The 16637-nt window shown below is 65.7% G+C and carries 11 protein-coding genes; 4 read left to right on the top strand and 7 right to left on the bottom strand.

Translation table 11 applies throughout. From position 1 onward, the window contains the following. Positions 1-51 precede the first annotated feature (51 nt). The 3 genes from AAFG13_RS34325 to AAFG13_RS34315 are packed head-to-tail and all read left to right on the top strand — an operon-like array spanning position 52 to position 3270. Complete coding sequence (locus AAFG13_RS34325) at positions 52-909, top strand: enoyl-CoA hydratase (protein ID WP_342709529.1); 858 nt, start codon at positions 52-54, stop codon at positions 907-909. Positions 910-914: 5 nt separating this feature from the next. Continuing rightward, complete coding sequence (locus AAFG13_RS34320; RefSeq protein ID WP_342709528.1) at positions 915-2060, top strand: acyl-CoA dehydrogenase; 1146 nt, start codon at positions 915-917, stop codon at positions 2058-2060. Positions 2061-2073: 13 nt separating this feature from the next. Next, positions 2074-3270 (top strand): acyl-CoA dehydrogenase family protein, encoded by a 1197-nt coding sequence (locus AAFG13_RS34315; protein WP_212319434.1) that lies wholly within the window; start codon positions 2074-2076, stop codon positions 3268-3270. Between the two features lie 123 nt (positions 3271-3393). Here the strand turns inward: AAFG13_RS34315 and AAFG13_RS34310 are convergent, their stop codons facing one another. The 6 genes from AAFG13_RS34310 to AAFG13_RS34285 form a co-directional block, all read right to left on the bottom strand. Then, positions 3394-5721: a xanthine dehydrogenase family protein molybdopterin-binding subunit gene (locus AAFG13_RS34310; protein WP_342709527.1), complete on the bottom strand. Its 2328-nt coding sequence runs from the start codon at positions 5719-5721 to the stop codon at positions 3394-3396. Positions 5722-5832: 111 nt separating this feature from the next. Further along, positions 5833-6708, bottom strand: coding sequence for a dihydrodipicolinate synthase family protein (locus AAFG13_RS34305; RefSeq protein ID WP_342709526.1), 876 nt, complete (start codon positions 6706-6708; stop codon positions 5833-5835). Continuing rightward, the gene (locus AAFG13_RS34300) at positions 6701-7657 is read right to left on the bottom strand and encodes an NAD(P)-dependent oxidoreductase (RefSeq protein WP_342709525.1); all 957 of its coding nucleotides are present in this window, start codon (positions 7655-7657) and stop codon (positions 6701-6703) included. Before AAFG13_RS34300 ends, AAFG13_RS34305 begins: the two co-directional genes overlap by 8 nt. A 23-nt stretch (positions 7658-7680) precedes the next feature. Beyond that, entirely contained in the window at positions 7681-9321 is a 1641-nt protein-coding gene (pgm, locus tag AAFG13_RS34295) for a phosphoglucomutase (alpha-D-glucose-1,6-bisphosphate-dependent) (protein WP_342709524.1), read from the bottom strand. Positions 9322-9459: 138 nt separating this feature from the next. Continuing rightward, the gene (locus AAFG13_RS34290) at positions 9460-11112 is read right to left on the bottom strand and encodes an acetolactate synthase large subunit (RefSeq protein WP_342709523.1); all 1653 of its coding nucleotides are present in this window, start codon (positions 11110-11112) and stop codon (positions 9460-9462) included. 78 nt (positions 11113-11190) lie between these two features. Continuing rightward, on the bottom strand, positions 11191-13857 hold the full coding sequence (locus AAFG13_RS34285; RefSeq protein ID WP_342709522.1) for a M1 family metallopeptidase: 2667 nt from the start codon (positions 13855-13857) through the stop codon (positions 11191-11193). Between the two features lie 246 nt (positions 13858-14103). Between AAFG13_RS34285 and AAFG13_RS34280 the strand changes: the two genes are divergently transcribed. Then, the gene (locus tag AAFG13_RS34280; protein WP_342709521.1) at positions 14104-15558 is read left to right on the top strand and encodes a GH1 family beta-glucosidase; all 1455 of its coding nucleotides are present in this window, start codon (positions 14104-14106) and stop codon (positions 15556-15558) included. Between the two features lies 1 nt (position 15559). Here AAFG13_RS34280 and AAFG13_RS34275 read toward each other — a convergent pair whose 3' ends face one another. After that, the gene (locus AAFG13_RS34275; RefSeq protein ID WP_342709520.1) at positions 15560-16627 is read right to left on the bottom strand and encodes a maleylacetate reductase; all 1068 of its coding nucleotides are present in this window, start codon (positions 16625-16627) and stop codon (positions 15560-15562) included. Positions 16628-16637: the final 10 nt, after the last annotated feature.

Here is a 16637-nt window from a genome sequence, read left to right as displayed (position 1 = left end):
CCCTCCCCGCGCCGTTCATCATGCCAAGAAAATCGATCCTGGGAGGGTCCATTGGCGTCTGAACAATTCGAGACGATTGTCGTCGAACGGCCCGAGCCCGCGATCGCGCGGATCGTGATGAACCGCCCCGAGGCCCGCAACGCCCAGAATCTGCAGATGACCTACGACCTCAATGCCGCCTTCGACCAGGCGGTGCAGGACGACGCGGTCAAGGTCATCATCCTCGCCGGCAACGGCCCGCATTTCTCTGCCGGTCACGATCTGCGGCCAGTGGGCAAGAACCAGGCGGGCGTCGATTTCCCGCCAGTCGGAAATTGGGGCGGCTTCGCCGAACCCAATGCGCATGGGCGCTTCGCACGCGAGCAGGAGATCTACCTGCAGATCACAAGGCGCTGGCGCAATCTCGCCAAGCCGACGATCGCGGAGGTGCATGGCAAGTGCATCGCCGGCGGGCTGATGCTGGCCTGGGCCTGCGACCTGATCGTCGCGAGCAGTGATGCCGAGTTCTGCGATCCCGTGGTGACGATGGGCGTCTGCGGCGTCGAATGGTTCGTGCATCCCTGGGAGCTGGGCGCGCGCAAGGCCAAGGAGATGCTGTTCACCGCCGACGTCTGGAGCGCCGACGAGGCGCATCGCCTTGGCATGGTCAATCACGTGGTGCCGCGCGGCGATCTTTCCTCCTTCACGCTGGCGCTGGCGGGCAGAATCGCAGCCAAACCCGCCTTTGCGCTGAAGCTGTCCAAGGAGGCGGTAAACCGCTCGATCGACATCATGGGCCAGCCCGCCGCGATCGATCAGGCCTTCGCGCTGCATCAGCTCTGCCACGCCCATAATCTGCAGGAATTCGGAATGGTGGTGGACCCCGCGGGTCTGCATCCCTCCGTCAGAAAAACCGCCAACGTGAAGTAGACCAGATGGACCTCACTCTCAGCGACGAGCAGCGCCTGCTGCGCGAAAGTGCCGACCGCTTCGTGGCGGAGACCTTTACATCAGAGCATCGCAAGAAATCGGCGAACGATCCGCTGGGTTATTCGCCCGCGATCTGGAAAGAGTTTGCCGAGCTCGGCTGGCTGGCGCTGCCGATCGCCGAAGCCCATGGCGGGCTTGGCGGCGGCGCGATCGAGATCGGGCTCTTGATGGAGGCATTCGGCCGCGGCCTGGTGTCCGAGCCATTCCTCTCCACCGTCGTGATTGGTGCTGCGCTGGTCGCCGAATGCGGCACCGAGGCGCAGCAGCAGGCGATCCTGCCCAAGGTCGCCGAGGGCGCGTGCACGCTCGCCTTTGCGCATTCGGAGCGCGCCGCGCGGTTCGACCTCGGCCATGTTGACGCGGCGGCGACGAAAACTGCCGACGGCTGGCTTTTGAGCGGCAGCAAGATCGCGATGCTCGACGGCGCATCGGCCAACCAGATCATCGTCTCGGCCCGCGTTGCCAATGCCAACGGCGCATCCGGCAAGCTCGGCCTGTTCCTGGTGCCAGCTGGTGCGCTCGGCCTTACCCTGCGCGACTACGCGCGGCTTGGTGGCGGGCGCGGCTGCAATCTTGATCTGAAGGGTGTGCAATTGCCCGCCGATGCGCTGCTCGGCGACGGCCAGGATGTGCTGCCCGCGATCGAAACGGTGGTCGACCACGCGATGGCCGCGCTCGGCGCCGAGGCGGTCGGCATCATGCAGACGCTGCTCGACACCACGCTCGAATACACCAAAATTCGAAAACAGTTCGGGCGGCCGCTGTCGGCCAACCAGGTGATCCGCCACCGGCTCGCCGACGTCGCGATGCAGGTCGACGAGGCGCGCTCGATGGCGCTGCGCGCTGCGCTGATGGCCAATGCCGAGCCAGTGGCCCGCGGCCGTGCGGCGTCCGGCGCCAAGGCGAAGATCGGCAAATGCGCGCGCTTTGTCGCCGAGCAGGCGGTGCAGCTGCACGGCGCGATGGGCGTCACCGAAGAACTCGACATCGGCGCCTATTTCAAGCGGCTGCTCGCCTTCGACACGCTGTTCGGCGGCAGCGCCCATCATTATCGCCGCCACGCCGCGTTGAGCGGCCGCGCCCACGCCTAATGGAGAGCGCAAGATGAATCTCACCTTCAGCGCCGAGGAACGTGCTTTCGAAAAGGAAGTCCGCGACTACATCGCCGAGAGCCTGACGCCGGAAATGAAGCGCGCCACCGCGCTGACGCCGTCGGTGTTCTCCGACCCCGACATCGGCATGGCCTGGCAGCGCGCGCTGCACAAGAAGGGCTGGGGCGCGCCCGGCTGGCCGGTGGACCATGGCGGGCCGGACTGGACGCCGGCGCAGCGCTGGATCTTCGAGGCCGAATGTGCCCGCGCCGGCGTGCCGAATGTCAACGTGATGGGCGTCAAGATGGTCGGCCCGGTCATCATCGGCTTCGGCTCTCCGGAGCAGAAGAATTTCTATCTGCCGCGGATCCTCTCCGGCGAAGACTACTGGTGCCAGGGCTATTCCGAGCCGGGTTCGGGCTCCGATCTCTCGTCGCTGAAGACTCGCGCGGTGCGCGACGGCGACGACTACGTCATCAACGGCACCAAGATCTGGACCACGCATGCGCACCACGCCAACCGCATGTTCGCGCTGGTGCGCACCAATGAGGGCGAGCGGCAGCAGGACGGCATCAGCTTCATCCTGATCGACATGAAGACGCCGGGCATCACCACGCGCCCGATCCTGACCATCGGCGGTGACCACGAGGTCAACCAGGTGTTCTTCGACGACGTTCGCGTGCCCGTCGCCAATCGCGTCGGCGAGGAAGGCAAGGGCTGGACCTACGGCAAATATCTGCTCGAATTCGAGCGCGGCTCCGGCATTGCGTCGGCCAAGCTGCGCGAGGCGCTGAAAACGATCTCCGATCTCGCCGGCTCCGAGGTCACCGGCCGCGCCATCGAGGACCCTGATATCGCGATGCGGATGTCGGAGGTCGAGGTCGATATCGATGCGCTCGAAATGACCGAGCTCAGGGTGCTGTCGGCGCTGCAGACCGGGCAGAACCCCGGCGCGGTGTCGTCGCTGATCAAGCTGCGGGTCAGCGAGATCCGCCAGGCCGTGACGCGGCTTGGTGTCGACGTGATCGGCCAGGACGGCCTTGCTGTCGAACCGGCGCGGCCGTTCTACCGGTTGAACCACGAGCCGGCGATCCCGGAAGAGCTGCTCCCGGTGGTGCCGGAATATCTCAACGGGCGGGCCTATACGATCTTCGGCGGCTCGTCGGAGATCCAGCGCGACATCATCGCGAAGATGGTGTTGGGGTTGTAACGGTCACACTCTCCGTCATTCCGGGGCGCGCATAGCGCGAGCCCGGAATCCATTTCACCGCACAACGTGCGGCCCGATGGATTCCGGGCTCATCGCTTCGCGATGCCCCGGGATGACAGAAACCTAAGCCGCCCCCGCCTTCGCGTCCTGGATCGCCTGCCAGATCTTCACCGGCGTCAGCGGCGTGTTGAGCTGGGTGATCCCGACCTCGCTCAGCGCATCCATCACGCCGTTGGTGATGCAGGGCGGGCCGCCGATCGCGCCCGACTCGCCGCAACCCTTGGCGCCCAGCGGATTGGTCTTGCACGGCGCGGAGGGATCGAGCGTCACTGACATCGGCGGAACGTCCGAGGCGCGCGGGATGCAATAGTCCTGATAGCTTGCGGTCAGAAGCTGACCTTCCTCGCTGTAGGCCACGCCTTCGTAAAGGGCCTGGCCGATGCCCTGGACGACGCCGCCATGCACCTGCCCCGTCACCAGCATCGGATTGACGGCGACGCCGACGTCGTCGACCGTGGTGTAGCGCACCACCCGCGTCACGCCGGTCTCGGGATCGATCTCGACCTCGCAGATATGGGTGCCGTTCGGCCAGCTCGGGCCGTCGACATTACCCTCGCTCTCGACCGAGAGCTTGGCGCCGCTTTCCTTCTTTGCGATCTCGAACAGGCTGATGCGCTTGTCGGTGCCGACCACGGTGAGGAAGCCGTCGCGATACTCGATGTCCCCGACGGAGGCTTCGAGCAGGTGGGAGGCCTTGTCGCGCGCCTTGTTGATCAAGTCATTGCTCGAGACTGCAACCGCGGTGCCGCCGACGAACAGCGAGCGCGAGCCGACGCTGCCGAAGCCGGTGGCGAGATCGGTGTCGCCCTGGATGACGTCGATCTTGTCCATGGCAATGCCGAGCGTATCTGATATCATCTGGGTGTAAGTGGTGGCGAGGCCCTGCCCCATCGCCATGGTGCCTGAATGCAGGATGACGCGGCCTTCCGCGGTCGCATGCAGCGAGACGTTTTCGGTGTGGGCGCGGCCGCCGGTCCATTCGATGTAGCTGGTCAGGCCGCGGCCGTAGAGCAGGCCCTTCTTCTTCGCCGCCTTCTTGCGCGCGGCAAAGCCGTTCCAGTCGGCCAAATCGGACGCGCGCTCCAGCATGTGGGCGAAGGCGCCGGAGTCATACACCTGCCCGACCGCATTGGTGTAGGGCAGTTGTGCCGGCTTGATGTAGTTGACCTTGCGGATGGTGCGCGGGTCCATGCCGATCTGGCGCGCCGCGGCATCGAACAACCGCTCGACGATGAACACCGCCTCGGGCCTGCCGGCGCCGCGATAGGCGCCGACCGGCGCGGTGTTGGTCATCACCGACTTCACCTCGAAATGCACCAGCGGCAGATCGTAGACGCCGGTCTGCACGAACGGGCCGAGCACCAGCGGAATGATGTTGGCGGTGCCCGACGAATAAGCGCCGGTGCCGCCGATCGAGCGCACGCGATAGGCCAGCACGCGGCCCTTGGCGTCGAGCGCGAACTCGCCGGTCGAGGTCAGGTCGCGACCATGGGTGCCGCCGACGAACTCGTCGGTGCGGTCGCCGCGCCAGCGGATCTTCTCGTTCAGCTTGGTCGCGGCATAGGCGACGATGCCGTCTTCGGGATAGAGGCTGGTCTTCTGGCCGAAGCCGCCGCCGATATCGCCGACCAACACGCGCACGCTGTCCTTCGGCCGCTTCAGGATCGATTCCGCCAGCAGATCGCGGGTCGAGCCCGGGGTCTGCGACTGCACATGGAGAATCAGCCGGCCGGTCTTCTTCTCGATCTCGGCAATGGTCGAGCGCGGCTCCATCGCCGACGGCACCAGGCGCTGGCTGACCAGGTCGAGCGACACCTTGTGCGCGGCGCTGGCGAAGGCTTCCTCGACCTTGGCGGCGTCGCCATAGCTCATCGCGGCCACGATGTTGTCGGGCGCCTCCGGCCAGACCGCCGGCGCGCCCGGCTTGATCGCCTCGACCGGATCGACCACCGAGGGCAGCACCTCATAATCGACCTCGATCGCCTCGGCCGCCGTCTGCGCCAGCACGCGCGAGGTCGCGACCACAGCCGCAACACCCTCGCCGGCATAACGCACCACCTCATGCGCCAGCAGGCGCCGCGGCGGCACGGTCATCGGCGAGCCGTCGGGGCGCTTGAAGATCGCCAGCGTCGGCAGCGTGCCGATATCGTCCTTCACAAGGTCCGCGCCGGTATAGACCGCCTTGACGCCGGGCATCTCGAGCGCCGCTCTGGCGTCGATCGACTTGATGTTGGCGTGGGCATGCGGCGAGCGCAGCACGTGCAGCCAGAGCGCGCCGTCCTGCGGCTTGTCGTCGATGAAATGCCCCTTCCCGGTGAGCAGCCGCTGGTCTTCCAGACGCTTGACCGGCTGGCCCGCACCAAAACGCATATTGCCGGGAAGAATGTTCATCGGAGGATCCTTGATTTCAGAAATTTCGGCGGGTTTTAACGGATTTTCGGCGCGAGACAACACGCCCGGAAACGACGAGGTAATGCGCCTTATGCAACGCGCAAGCCAGCTTCAACCGAGATCGCGCAACGCGGCCTCGACGACCTTGCGCTGCTCGGCGGTGAGCGGCGCCTGCGGCGGCACGGGGTCGCCGACGTCGTAGCCCTGGCTCGCGAGCCCGGCCTTGATGCAGGCGGCGAGGTTGAAGCGGGCGAACGCCTCGTTGATGCGCCAGAGCTTGCGCTGCAAGGCCATCGCCTCGTCCCAGCGGGCGCGGCGGCACAGATTGTACAGCTCGACGCTCTGCCGCGGGATGATGCAGGCAGGTCCCGCCATCCAGCCATGGCCGCCGATCAGCATCACCGCGGCCGGAATATGGGCGGACGCCGAGAACACTTTCAGGCTGTCGCCGCAGCGGTTCATGATCGACAGCAGCCGGCCGGTGTTGGTCGAGGCGTCCTTGATGTAACCGATCCGCGGATGCGCGGCGAGGCGCGCGATGACGTCGAGCGTGAGGTCGGAGCGCTGGAAATTCGGATTGGTGTAGATCACGACCGGAATGTCGACCGCGTCGGCGATAGCGCGGAAATAGGATTCCACCTGGGCGTCACTGAGCGGAAAATACGCCTCCAGGATCACCAGAATGCCGGCAGCGCCGCGCTTCTGATAGGCCTTGGCCTGTGCCACCGCATCCGCCGTCGAGGTCGAGGCGACGCCGGCGACCACCGGCACGCGGCCCTGCGCGGCCTCGATCGTGGTCGCCACCACCTGCATGCGCTGCGCATTGTTGAGATAGGCGAACTCGCCGGTCGAACCGAGCGGCGTCAACCCATGGACGCCGGCCTTGACCAGATCGTCGCAGAGCCGGCCCAGCACCTCGGTGCGGACATGGCCGGCGGGATCGACCGGAGACACCAGATACGGAAAGACGCCGTGAAAGTCAGCCATTTGCGAGCCTCGTTGACGGCGAGACATAATCGGGATCGTGCGCAAAGGGAAGCGGCTCGCCGCTGCGCAGGGCGCCGAGCACCGCGGCAAAGTCGGTTACGGCGCGGAAACCGAGCAGCCGTTCGGCCTTGCTCGCATCGTAGATCCGGCCGATCGATTGCGGCAAATGCCAGCCTTGGCGCTCGAACAGCGCCGAAGCATCGGGGAAATGGCGCGCGATCACGCCGGCGGCGTCCGTCTTCAGATCAGCGACGTCGCTGCGCGCAAACGGCGTCGGCGCGCTGATCACAAAGACCTCGAAGCTGCGGATCTTCTCCAGCGCCACGACATGGGCATCGGCGGCATCCTCGACCGTGAGGCGGCGATACAGCAGCTCGGTCGCCTTCAGGTTCTCGCCGTGGATATCGCGGATCGTGTCGTCGTCCTCGGGGAAGAAGCGGCTGGTGCGCAGCACCGCGCAGTTCAGCCCATGCTCGCGGCTGAAGAGCCGGCACAGCCCCTCGGCAGCAAGTTTCGTCACCCCGTAGATGTTGCGCGGCTCGAGCGGCCCTGTCGCCTCGTCAAGCCACACCGCCGCATGGCCTTCCTCGTCGCGGATCGCCTGCGAGATCATCAGCGAGGTCGTCGAGGTGAACACGAAGCGGTCGTGGCCGGCGGCGGCGGCCGCCTGCAGCAGATTGAGCGTGCCTGATACGTTGACGTCGACAAAGGCCTGCGGCGCGAACCGCGCGATGTCGGGCTTGTGCAGCGCGCCGCCATGGATCACGGCCTCGATGCCGTGATCGCCGAACACCCGATCGATCACCGACCGGTCGACCACGGAGCCGACCACATTGGTCGCCTCGCCCGGGACGACGTCGAGGCCAGTCACGTCATGGCCGGCCTGTCGAAGCCGCAGCGCAAGGAAGCGGCCGAGCCAGCCGGAAGAGCCGGTCAACAATACGCGCATGAATTCCGCCCGGCCTTGTGCTCTCAGAACACCTTGGCGATCGCGGCCTGCGCGTCGCCCTGGATCTGTTTCAGATGATCCGGCCCGCGGAAGGTCTCGGCGTAGATCTTGTAGACATCCTCGGTGCCGGACGGACGCGCGGCAAACCAGCCGGCCTCGGTTTCGACCTTGATGCCGCCGAACGGCTGATCGTTGCCCGGCGCCTTGGTCCTGACCGCGCGCACGGGATCGCCGGCGAGCTCGGTCATGTTGAGCTGCTCGGGCCCGAGCGCCTTCAGCGCATTCTTCTGCTTCGGCGTCGCCGCGACATCGATGCGCTCGTAATAGGGAACGCCGAGTTCGGCGGTCAGCTCGTTGAACAACTCGCTCGGATCGCGACCGGTCTTGGCGATGATCTCCGCCGCCAGCAGGCCGAGGATGATGCCGTCCTTGTCCGTGGTCCACGCCGAGCCGTCGCGCTTCAGGAACGACGCGCCGGCGCTCTCCTCGCCGGCAAAGCCGAAGCCGCCGCTGCCGAGCCCTTCGACGAACCATTTGAAGCCGACCGGCGTCTCGACCAGCTTGCGGTTCAGCTTCTTGGCCACTCGATCTATGATCGAGCTCGACACGATGGTCTTGCCGATCGCTGCGGTCCCGCTCCATTGCGGCCGGTGCGCGAACAGATAGGCGATCGCGGTGGCGAGGAAGTGGTTCGGGTTCATCAGCCCGTTCGAACGGGTGACGATGCCGTGGCGGTCGGCGTCGGTATCGTTGGCAAAGGCGACGTCGAACCGGTCGCGCATCCCGATCAGGCTCGCCATCGCATAAGGCGACGAGCAGTCCATCCGGATCTTGCCGTCCCAGTCCGCGGTCATGAAACGGAAGGTGGGATCGACCGCCTCATTGACGACGGTAGCGTTGATGCCGTAGCGCGCGATGATCGGCTGCCAGTAATGCACCGCCGCGCCGCCGAGCGGATCGATGCCGATCTTGACGCCGGCGGATTTGATCAGCGCCAGATCGACGGTGTTGCCGAGATCGGCGACATAAGGGGTAATGTAGTCGTGCAGATGCGTGGTCGCGGCCTTGCGCGCGCGATCATACGGCAACCGCGCGACGCCCTTGAGGCCCGCCTCGATGTAACGGTTGGCGTTCTTCTCAACCACGGCGGTGACATCGGTATCGGCCGGACCGCCATGCGGCGGATTGTATTTGTAGCCGCCGTCCTCCGGCGGGTTGTGTGACGGCGTGATGACGACGCCGTCGGCAAGGCCCGTGCTGCGTCCCTTGTTGTAGCTCAGGATTGCATGCGAGATCACCGGCGTCGGGGTGTAGCCGCCCTGCCCGTCGATCATGATCTCGACGCCGTTCGCCGCGAACACCTCGACCGCGCTGGCCAATGCCGGCTCGGCGAGCGCATGGGTATCGATGCCGATGAACAGCGGCCCGGTCAGCCCCTTCTCGCGCCGGTAGTCGCAGATCGCCTGCGTGGTGGCGAGGATGTGGTCCTCGTTGAAGGAATTCTTCAGCGACGAGCCGCGATGGCCGGAGGTGCCGAAGGCAACCCGTTGGGTGGGATTGCTGGCGTCGGGCTTGCCGGCAAAATAGGCCGTGACCAGCCGCGGCACATTGGCAAGCGCTGAGGGATCGATGGGTTTGCCGGCGGCAGGATTTGGTGCAGTCACGTGACCTCTCAGATCTGGTATCGCCGACCATCCGCACAACGAGTGATACTCATTGCGTAACATCCTGGCGTGCTACCATGGCGGCTTACGTTCAATCAAGCCGAGGACTTTTCGTTCCCTGCGAAACGCAGCTATGCTCTACGACACATCGATCTGCTGCACCTTCTCGCGCAGCTCGTCGACCAGCACCCGCTTGTTCTCGGTATAGTCGATCGGCACCACCACGAGATGCACGCCGCCGCCGGAGAAGGCGCGCTCCAGGGTCGGGACGATCGCCTCCGTGCTCTCGATCCGCGAGCCCTTGGCGCCGTAGCTTTCGGCGTATTTGACGAAATCCGGATTGCCGAAGGTGAGGCCGAAATCCGGGAAATTGTCGACCGCCTGCTTCCAGCGGATCATGCCGTAGGCTGAATCCTCCAGGATCAGGATCACCAGATTGAGCTTGAGGCGGACTGCGGTCTCGAGCTCCTGCGAATTCATCATGAAGCCACCGTCGCCGCAGACCGCGAGCACGCGGTTCTTCGGATAGAGCATCGCCGCCATCATCGCCGACGGCAGGCCGGCGCCCATGGTGGCGAGCGCGTTGTCGAGCAGCAGCGAGTTCGCGAGCAGCGTGCGGTAGTTGCGCGCGAACCAGATCTTGTACATGCCGTTGTCGAGCGCGACGATGCCGTCCTCGGGAATAACCTGCCGCACATCGTGCACGATGCGCTGCGGCGTCGGCGGCCAACGACCCTCGGTGGCGCGATCGGTGATCTTCGCCAGGATGCCTTCACGCAGGCTGAGCAGCGCGCTGGCCGACGGCAGCTTTCCCGCGACCCGATCGGCCAGCAGTTCGAGGCTCGGCCCGACATCGCCGATCACCTCGCATTGCGGGAAGTAGACCTGTTCGACATTCGCCGCCGTATAGCTGACATGGATCACCTGCGGCCCCTTCGGGCCCATGATGAAAGGCGGCTTTTCGATCGTGTCGTGCCCGATCGCGATGATGAGGTCGGCGCGGTCGATCGCCTCATGCACATAGTCGCGCTCGCTCAGCGCCGCGGTTCCCATGTACTGATTGGTGCCGCCGGATACCGTGCCCTTGCCCATCTGAGTGGTGAAGAACGGGATCTTGGTCCGCCGCACGAAGTCGCCGATGCCGGCGGTCGAGCGCGGGCGCGATGCCGCCGCGCCGAGCATGATCAGCGGACGTTGCGCCTTCAAAATCATGTCGGCGGCGCGGTCGAGCGCGGCCGCATGCGCGATCGGAATTTCGATCGGGTGCGGCGGCACGATCTCGACCGGCGCAATCTCCTCGCGCGCGATATCCTCCGGCAATTCGAGCAGCACCGGCCCCGGCCGCTCCTGCGTTGCGATCCGGAAGGCGTCGCGGACCAGCGTCGGAATGGTGGCGCCGCTGACGATCTGCAGCGACAGCTTGGTCAGCGGACGGAATGTGTTGACGATGTCGACGATCTGGAACTTGGCCTGCCGGCTGCTCAAGATGCCCTTCTGGCCCGTGAGCATCACCATCGGCATCGCGCCGAGCAGCGCATAGGCGGCGCCGGTGGTCAGGTTGAGCGCGCCGGGACCCAGCGTCGTCATGCAGACGCCGGGCTTTCCGGTCAGGCGGCCATAGGTCGCCGCCATGAAAGCCGCCGCCTGCTCATGCCGGGTCACGATCAGCTTGATCGAGGATTTACGCAGGCTCTCGACGACGTCGAGATTCTCCTCGCCGGGAACGCCGAACACCCGTTCCACGCCCTCATTCTCGAGGGCCGCGACCAGCAAATCGGAACCTTTGACCATATCAGCCTCGCATCGTTGATTGCATGCCGCGCGCGGAGCATAGCCGCATCGCGCGCCGCCGGAAACTCTCTTGCGATCTCACGGCTTGTGCGCCCTGATCCAGGCGTCGGCCACGGGCAGCACACGCGCGGCGAGATCGGCCGAGATCGCGATCGCTTGCAAGGAGCGCGCCACCGTCACCCGCCCGCCGCTGGTCGATTGCGACGGGGCAAACGCGGCGAGCTGTGCCGCGTGGTCCTGATCGGTAAAATTGATCATGAAGTTCGGCACGAACTGGTCGCGGAAATTCGGCCCTTGCCTGGCCAGCAACGTATCGAAATTGGCCTGGACGAAGTCCCAGGCGAGCTGCGGATGCTCGCCTGCGGACGCAACCGAATTGATCATCCCTGTGACGATCGTGTCGGGCAATTCGTTGGTCAGCGTCAACCCCAGCGTCGCGCGCGCCAGCTCAGCATCGCGGGCGCTGGCCACGGCGAAATAATAGCGCAGCCGCTCATTGGTCGCCGTGCTGTTGCGTGCGAGCGCCAGCAGTCTGTCATATGTCGCCCGATCGGCCGTGATGCCGACGACATGGGTGACCGCATCGCGCAGCGTGGTCGGCAGCGATTTGGGATCATCGAGAAACGCCGCAAAGCGCCGCTTCGCCTCGGCGATGATGGCCGCGTCACCGAGGTCGCCAAGCGTCGAGATCAGGCTCGCGCGGAGCAGCGCAGTGTCGTCGTCACCCGAGCCGCCGCCATCCCATCCGATCCGGTCGAACACCGGGCGCAGTTTGGCGCGGGCATAGGCCTGGATCACACCCCGCTCGCTGCGGTCGCGCGACAGGCGGTTGAGCGTGGCAAAGGTCGAGATCACCTGGTCCCACACCGCGCGATGGTCGCCGGCATCAAGCGCGTCGAGCAGCGCGAGATAGGACGGCGCTTCGGCGCGGCCCGCCTGCACCAGCGCCCAGCTGTCGGTGACGACATTGAGCCGGTCGGCAACCTGCATTTGCGGGAAGGCGTTCAACAATGCGGCACGGTTCTTGGGGCCGTATTCGACCCTGAAATAGCCGACATCGCCGAGATTGACCTTGATCGCATCGCCGCATGCGCCGGCCGGAATATCTGTACTACCCTTCAGCAGGATCTCGTCAAACGGCTTGCCCTGCGCAGGTCCAGCTGCTACCGGGATCGGCCAGTCGTGGGCCGGCAGCGGCGGATCGTTGGCCGGGGCGATCACGAAACGGTCCTGCTGCAACGTCAGGCGTTGCGCGGTGCCATCGCAGGCCGTCTCGGCCATGACCAGCGGCACGCCATCCTGCTCCGTGAAGGAGGCGGCGATGCCGGTGATCGTCTTGCCGCCGGACGTCTCGAGCGCCTGCCAGAGATCGGCGGTGGTGGAATTGCTGTGGGCATGTGCGGCCATGTACTTGCGGATGCCGTCGCGGAACGCCTGCTCGCCGAGATAATTCTCGAGCATGCGGATCAGCGCCTGGCCCTTGTTGTAGGTGATGGCGTCGAACGCCGTGACGGCTTCGCTGTGGTCGGCGATCGGCTGCTGCACCGGATGCGAGGTGCGGCGCGCATCGAGCGCCATGGCAAACTGCTTCGCGCCGTAGCCGTTCAGCCAGCTCTGCCATTGCGGATAGAACTGCTCCGAGGCCTTGGTCGCCATCCAGCTGGCAAAGCCCTCGTTGAGCCAGAGATTGTCCCACCACGCCATGGTGACGAGATCGCCGAACCACATATGCGCCATCTCGTGCGCGATGATGCCGAAGATGCCGCGCCGCGCCGTCTCGGCATTGGTCGCGGGATCGAACAGCAGTCGGCTCTCGAAGAAGGTGATACCGCCCCAGTTCTCCATCGCGCCGCCGAACCCGCCGGGAACCGCGATCAAATCGAGCTTCGGCAGCGGATATTTGACGCCGAAATAGTCGTTGTAATAGGCGAGCAGCTTCACCGCGCTGTCGAGCGCGAACCGGCCCTGCCCGCTCTTGCCCTCCGTCGTCACCACGCCGATGGTGACGCCGCCGGCATCCGCCGTGACCCGCTCAAGTTCGCCGACGGTGAGCACGAACAGATAGCTCGACATTTTCGGCGTCGGCGCGAACGTGACCTTCCTAAGATCGCCGGCGGCCGGCTCCTCGCCCGCGATGGGCATGTTGCCGACCGCGAGCAGATTGCGCGGGATCACGACGGTCAGCGCGAAGCTCGCCTTGAACGACGGCTCGTCCCAGCACGGAAAGATCCGCCTTGCATCGGCCGGCTCCAGCTTGCTGGAGATCAACCGCTTGATCCCGGTCGGGGTCGGATAGTCGACCACAAACAGCCCGGTGCCGAATTTGTTGATCTGCGCCGTGAACGCGATGCGGAGCTTGTGCCGGCCCACCGCAAGCGGCTTGGCGAAGGTCAGCGTCGCGGTCTGCGCGGTGGCGTCGGTCACGACCTCCGCGCGCTGCGCGCCGTCATCGATCGTGGCCTCGGCGAATGTCGTGTTGATCGCGTTCAGCGTTAGTTGCGCCGTAGCCTCACGCACCTCGATGTCGACGGTCTCCACGCCAGGCAGCGCCAGGCTGGTGATATCGGGCGTCAGCTCGATCGCGTAGCTCAACGGGACAACCGTCTTCGGCAGCTTCCCAGGTGTGCCGTCGAACGAAAATGTCTGCTCGGCCTGCGCGCCTGCGGCCGTCGCCAGCAGCAAGCCGATTGCCGTGGCAAGACGACGCAGCAGCGCGGTTCGGACATGGGTCGCAGGCTTGTTCATCGCGCAGCTCACCGGGTTCTCGGGATTTGGGATGTCATTGCGGAAGGACGTAGCAGGCAATCTAGTAGAGAAGATGTCGCCACAAAACTGACAACTCCGCGACATCCGACATCGCAACGGGTCGCATCGATTGGTGCGCCGCTCGCTACCGCGGCTCGACCTCGCGGCCTTGTTGCTCAACCGCGGGGTGGAAGGTTAACCTGCGGCTGGCATTCCAGCCGCGGCATCCGGCGACGGGAGACAACAATGTTCGGAAAGTTCTCGCGCCGGCAGTTTGCGGGCCTTGCAGGCCTCTCGGCGCTCGGTTTGACCGGCCCTGCCGAGGCCGCGAACCACGCTCCGCGGCCTGACGGCGCGAACTTTCCCGCCGGCTTCGTCTGGGGCACTGCGACCTCGTCCTACCAGGTCGAGGGCGCGGTCAAGGAGGACGGCCGCGGCCCGTCGATCTGGGACACATTCACCCACACATCGGGCAAGATCGAGGACGGCTCTACCGGCGATCGCGCGAACGAGCACTACCACCGCTACAAGGACGATGTCCGCCTCATCAAGGATCTCGGCGCCAGGGCCTATCGCTTTTCGATCGCCTGGCCACGGGTGTTCCCCGATGGCACCGGCACGCCGAACCCGAAGGGCCTCGACTTCTACAACCGCCTGGTCGACGAGTTGCTCGCGAACGGCATCGAGCCGTACGCCACGCTCTATCACTGGGACCTGCCGCAGGCGTTGCAGGACCGAGTCGGCGGCTGGCGCTCACGCGACACGTCGAAGGCATTTGGCGATTACGCCGGCTATGTGGCGCAGCGGTTGACCGACCGGGTCAAGAACATCTTCACCCTCAACGAGGTCGGGCGTTTCCTCCCGTTCGGCTATGCACTCGGCGTTGACGCGCCGGGCCTGACGCTGCCGCCGGCCGAGGTGAACCAGGCGCGCCACCATGTCGCGCTGGCGCACGGGCTCGCGGTGCAGGCGATCCGCGCCAAGGGCCGCCCCGGCACGCGGGTCGGTCCCGCCGAGAACATCACCGCCTGCGTGCCCGCGGTCAACACGCCGGAGAACATTCGCGCCACCGAGACCGCGACACGCGAGCTCAATGCGGGTTTCCTCGGCGTCCTCCTCGAAGGCAAGTACACCGAGGGCTTCCTGCAATATGCCGGTGCGGACGCGCCCAAATTCACCGCCGAGGAGCTGAAGATCATCGCGCAGCCCAACGATTTCGTCGGGCTCAACATCTACGCGCCGCACTGCTATGTCCTCGCCACCGACACTGCCCCCGGCTGGAAGCCGCTGCCGATGCCGGGCTCCTTCCCGCATATGAATTCGGATTGGCTCCGGATCGCGCCGGAGACGATCTACTGGGCGCCGCGGATTGCGGCCAAGCTCTGGAACATCAAGAGCATCTATATCAGCGAGAACGGCACGTCCGGCGAGGACAAGGTGCAGCCGGACGGGCAGATCTATGACCTCGACCGCATCATGTTCCTGCGCAACTACCTCGCCCAATTGCAGCGCGCGACCGCCGACGGCGTCCCGATCCACGGCTATTTCCTGTGGAGCCTGATGGATAATTTCGAATGGATCTTCGGCTACGAGAAGCGCTTCGGCCTCTATCGCGTGGATTTCGAGACCCAGGCGCGGGTGCCGAAACTGAGCGCGGCATTCTATCGCGACGTGATCGCGCGCAACGCCATCGGCGTGTGATCTATCCGGCCTGCGGTCGCGCGCCCGACCACGCGCGCCGCAGCAAGTCGCTGATGCCACGCTCCTCGATCGGCCGCGGATTCCAGTAAGGATTTTTGGTGGCGAGCGCGGCCGCCTTTGCGATGCCGTCTTCGGGCATGCCGATCTCGGCGAGCGAACGCGGCGCGCCAAGCCTTGCCGACAGATCGAACAGGCCATCGGCCGCATCAGCGACGCCGAGCGCCCGCGCGGCGCGGCCGATCGCATCGCGTGCCGCCGGCGTGTTATAGGCGATGGTGTGCGGCAGCAGCACCGCATGGGTTTCGGCATGCGGCAGGTCGAACAGCGCGCCGACGGTGTGGCAGAGCTTGTGATGCAGCGCCATGCCGACGGTGCCGAGACAGACCGCGCACAGCCAGGCGCCATACAGGGCATCGGACCGCGCGTCGAGGTCGTGCGGCCCCGCGATCACGTTCGGCAGCGATGTCGCGAGTTTTGCGATCGCCTCTTCCGCCATCAGCGAGGTGATCGGATTGCCGTCCCGCGCATACAGCGCCTCGGCCGCATGCGCGATCGCGTTGAGGCCGGATATCGCCGAGAACTTTGCCGGCATCGAGAGGGTCAGGTTGACGTCGTAGATCACGGCCTCGGGCAATATCTTTGGCGAGGACTGGGTGGTCTTGACGCCGTCCACGGTCTCTCCGAGCACCGGCGTCATCTCGGAGCCGGCATAGCTGGTGGGGACGATCAGTTGCGGCAGGTCGGTGCGCAACGCAATCGCCTTGCTGAGGCCAGTCGCGGCACCCGCGCCGATCGCAACCACGCCGTCGGGCTTCAACTCGCGGACCATCTGCATCGCACGTTCGGTGACCGCGACAGGGGTGTGCACAACAGCGCCGTCGAACGCGCCAGCCATGCGGCCGCCGGTCAAGCCTCGGAGATCGCCGAGCTCGACCTGCTGCCGCCGGCTTGCGAGCACCAGCGCGCGGCTGATGCCGAGCCGGCCGAGTTCGTCCGCCAGCGCGGCAACCGTGCCGGTCCCGAACACGACCCGCATCGGGCTGACCTGATAGGTGAATGATTGTGACATCGTGACTTCC

Origin of the sequence: Bradyrhizobium sp. B124, from assembly GCF_038967635.1 — a bacterium.
In the GTDB taxonomy this organism is placed as follows: Bacteria; Pseudomonadota; Alphaproteobacteria; order Rhizobiales; family Xanthobacteraceae; genus Bradyrhizobium.
The sequence above is the reverse complement of the archived record's forward strand: the minus strand, read 5'-3'. Positions and strand labels throughout refer to the sequence as shown.

Coding starts and splice junctions, on each gene's coding strand:
- AAFG13_RS34290 (WP_342709523.1), bottom strand. CDS start 11,112: ATGGTCAAAGGTTCCGATTTGCTGGTCGCGGCCCTCGAGAATGAGGGC.
- AAFG13_RS34300 (WP_342709525.1), bottom strand. CDS start 7,657: ATGCGCGTATTGTTGACCGGCTCTTCCGGCTGGCTCGGCCGCTTCCTT.
- AAFG13_RS34305 (WP_342709526.1), bottom strand. CDS start 6,708: ATGGCTGACTTTCACGGCGTCTTTCCGTATCTGGTGTCTCCGGTCGAT.
- AAFG13_RS34320 (WP_342709528.1), top strand. CDS start 915: ATGGACCTCACTCTCAGCGACGAGCAGCGCCTGCTGCGCGAAAGTGCC.
- AAFG13_RS34285 (WP_342709522.1), bottom strand. CDS start 13,857: ATGAACAAGCCTGCGACCCATGTCCGAACCGCGCTGCTGCGTCGTCTT.
- AAFG13_RS34280 (WP_342709521.1), top strand. CDS start 14,104: ATGTTCGGAAAGTTCTCGCGCCGGCAGTTTGCGGGCCTTGCAGGCCTC.
- AAFG13_RS34310 (WP_342709527.1), bottom strand. CDS start 5,721: ATGAACATTCTTCCCGGCAATATGCGTTTTGGTGCGGGCCAGCCGGTC.
- AAFG13_RS34275 (WP_342709520.1), bottom strand. CDS start 16,627: ATGTCACAATCATTCACCTATCAGGTCAGCCCGATGCGGGTCGTGTTC.
- AAFG13_RS34315 (WP_212319434.1), top strand. CDS start 2,074: ATGAATCTCACCTTCAGCGCCGAGGAACGTGCTTTCGAAAAGGAAGTC.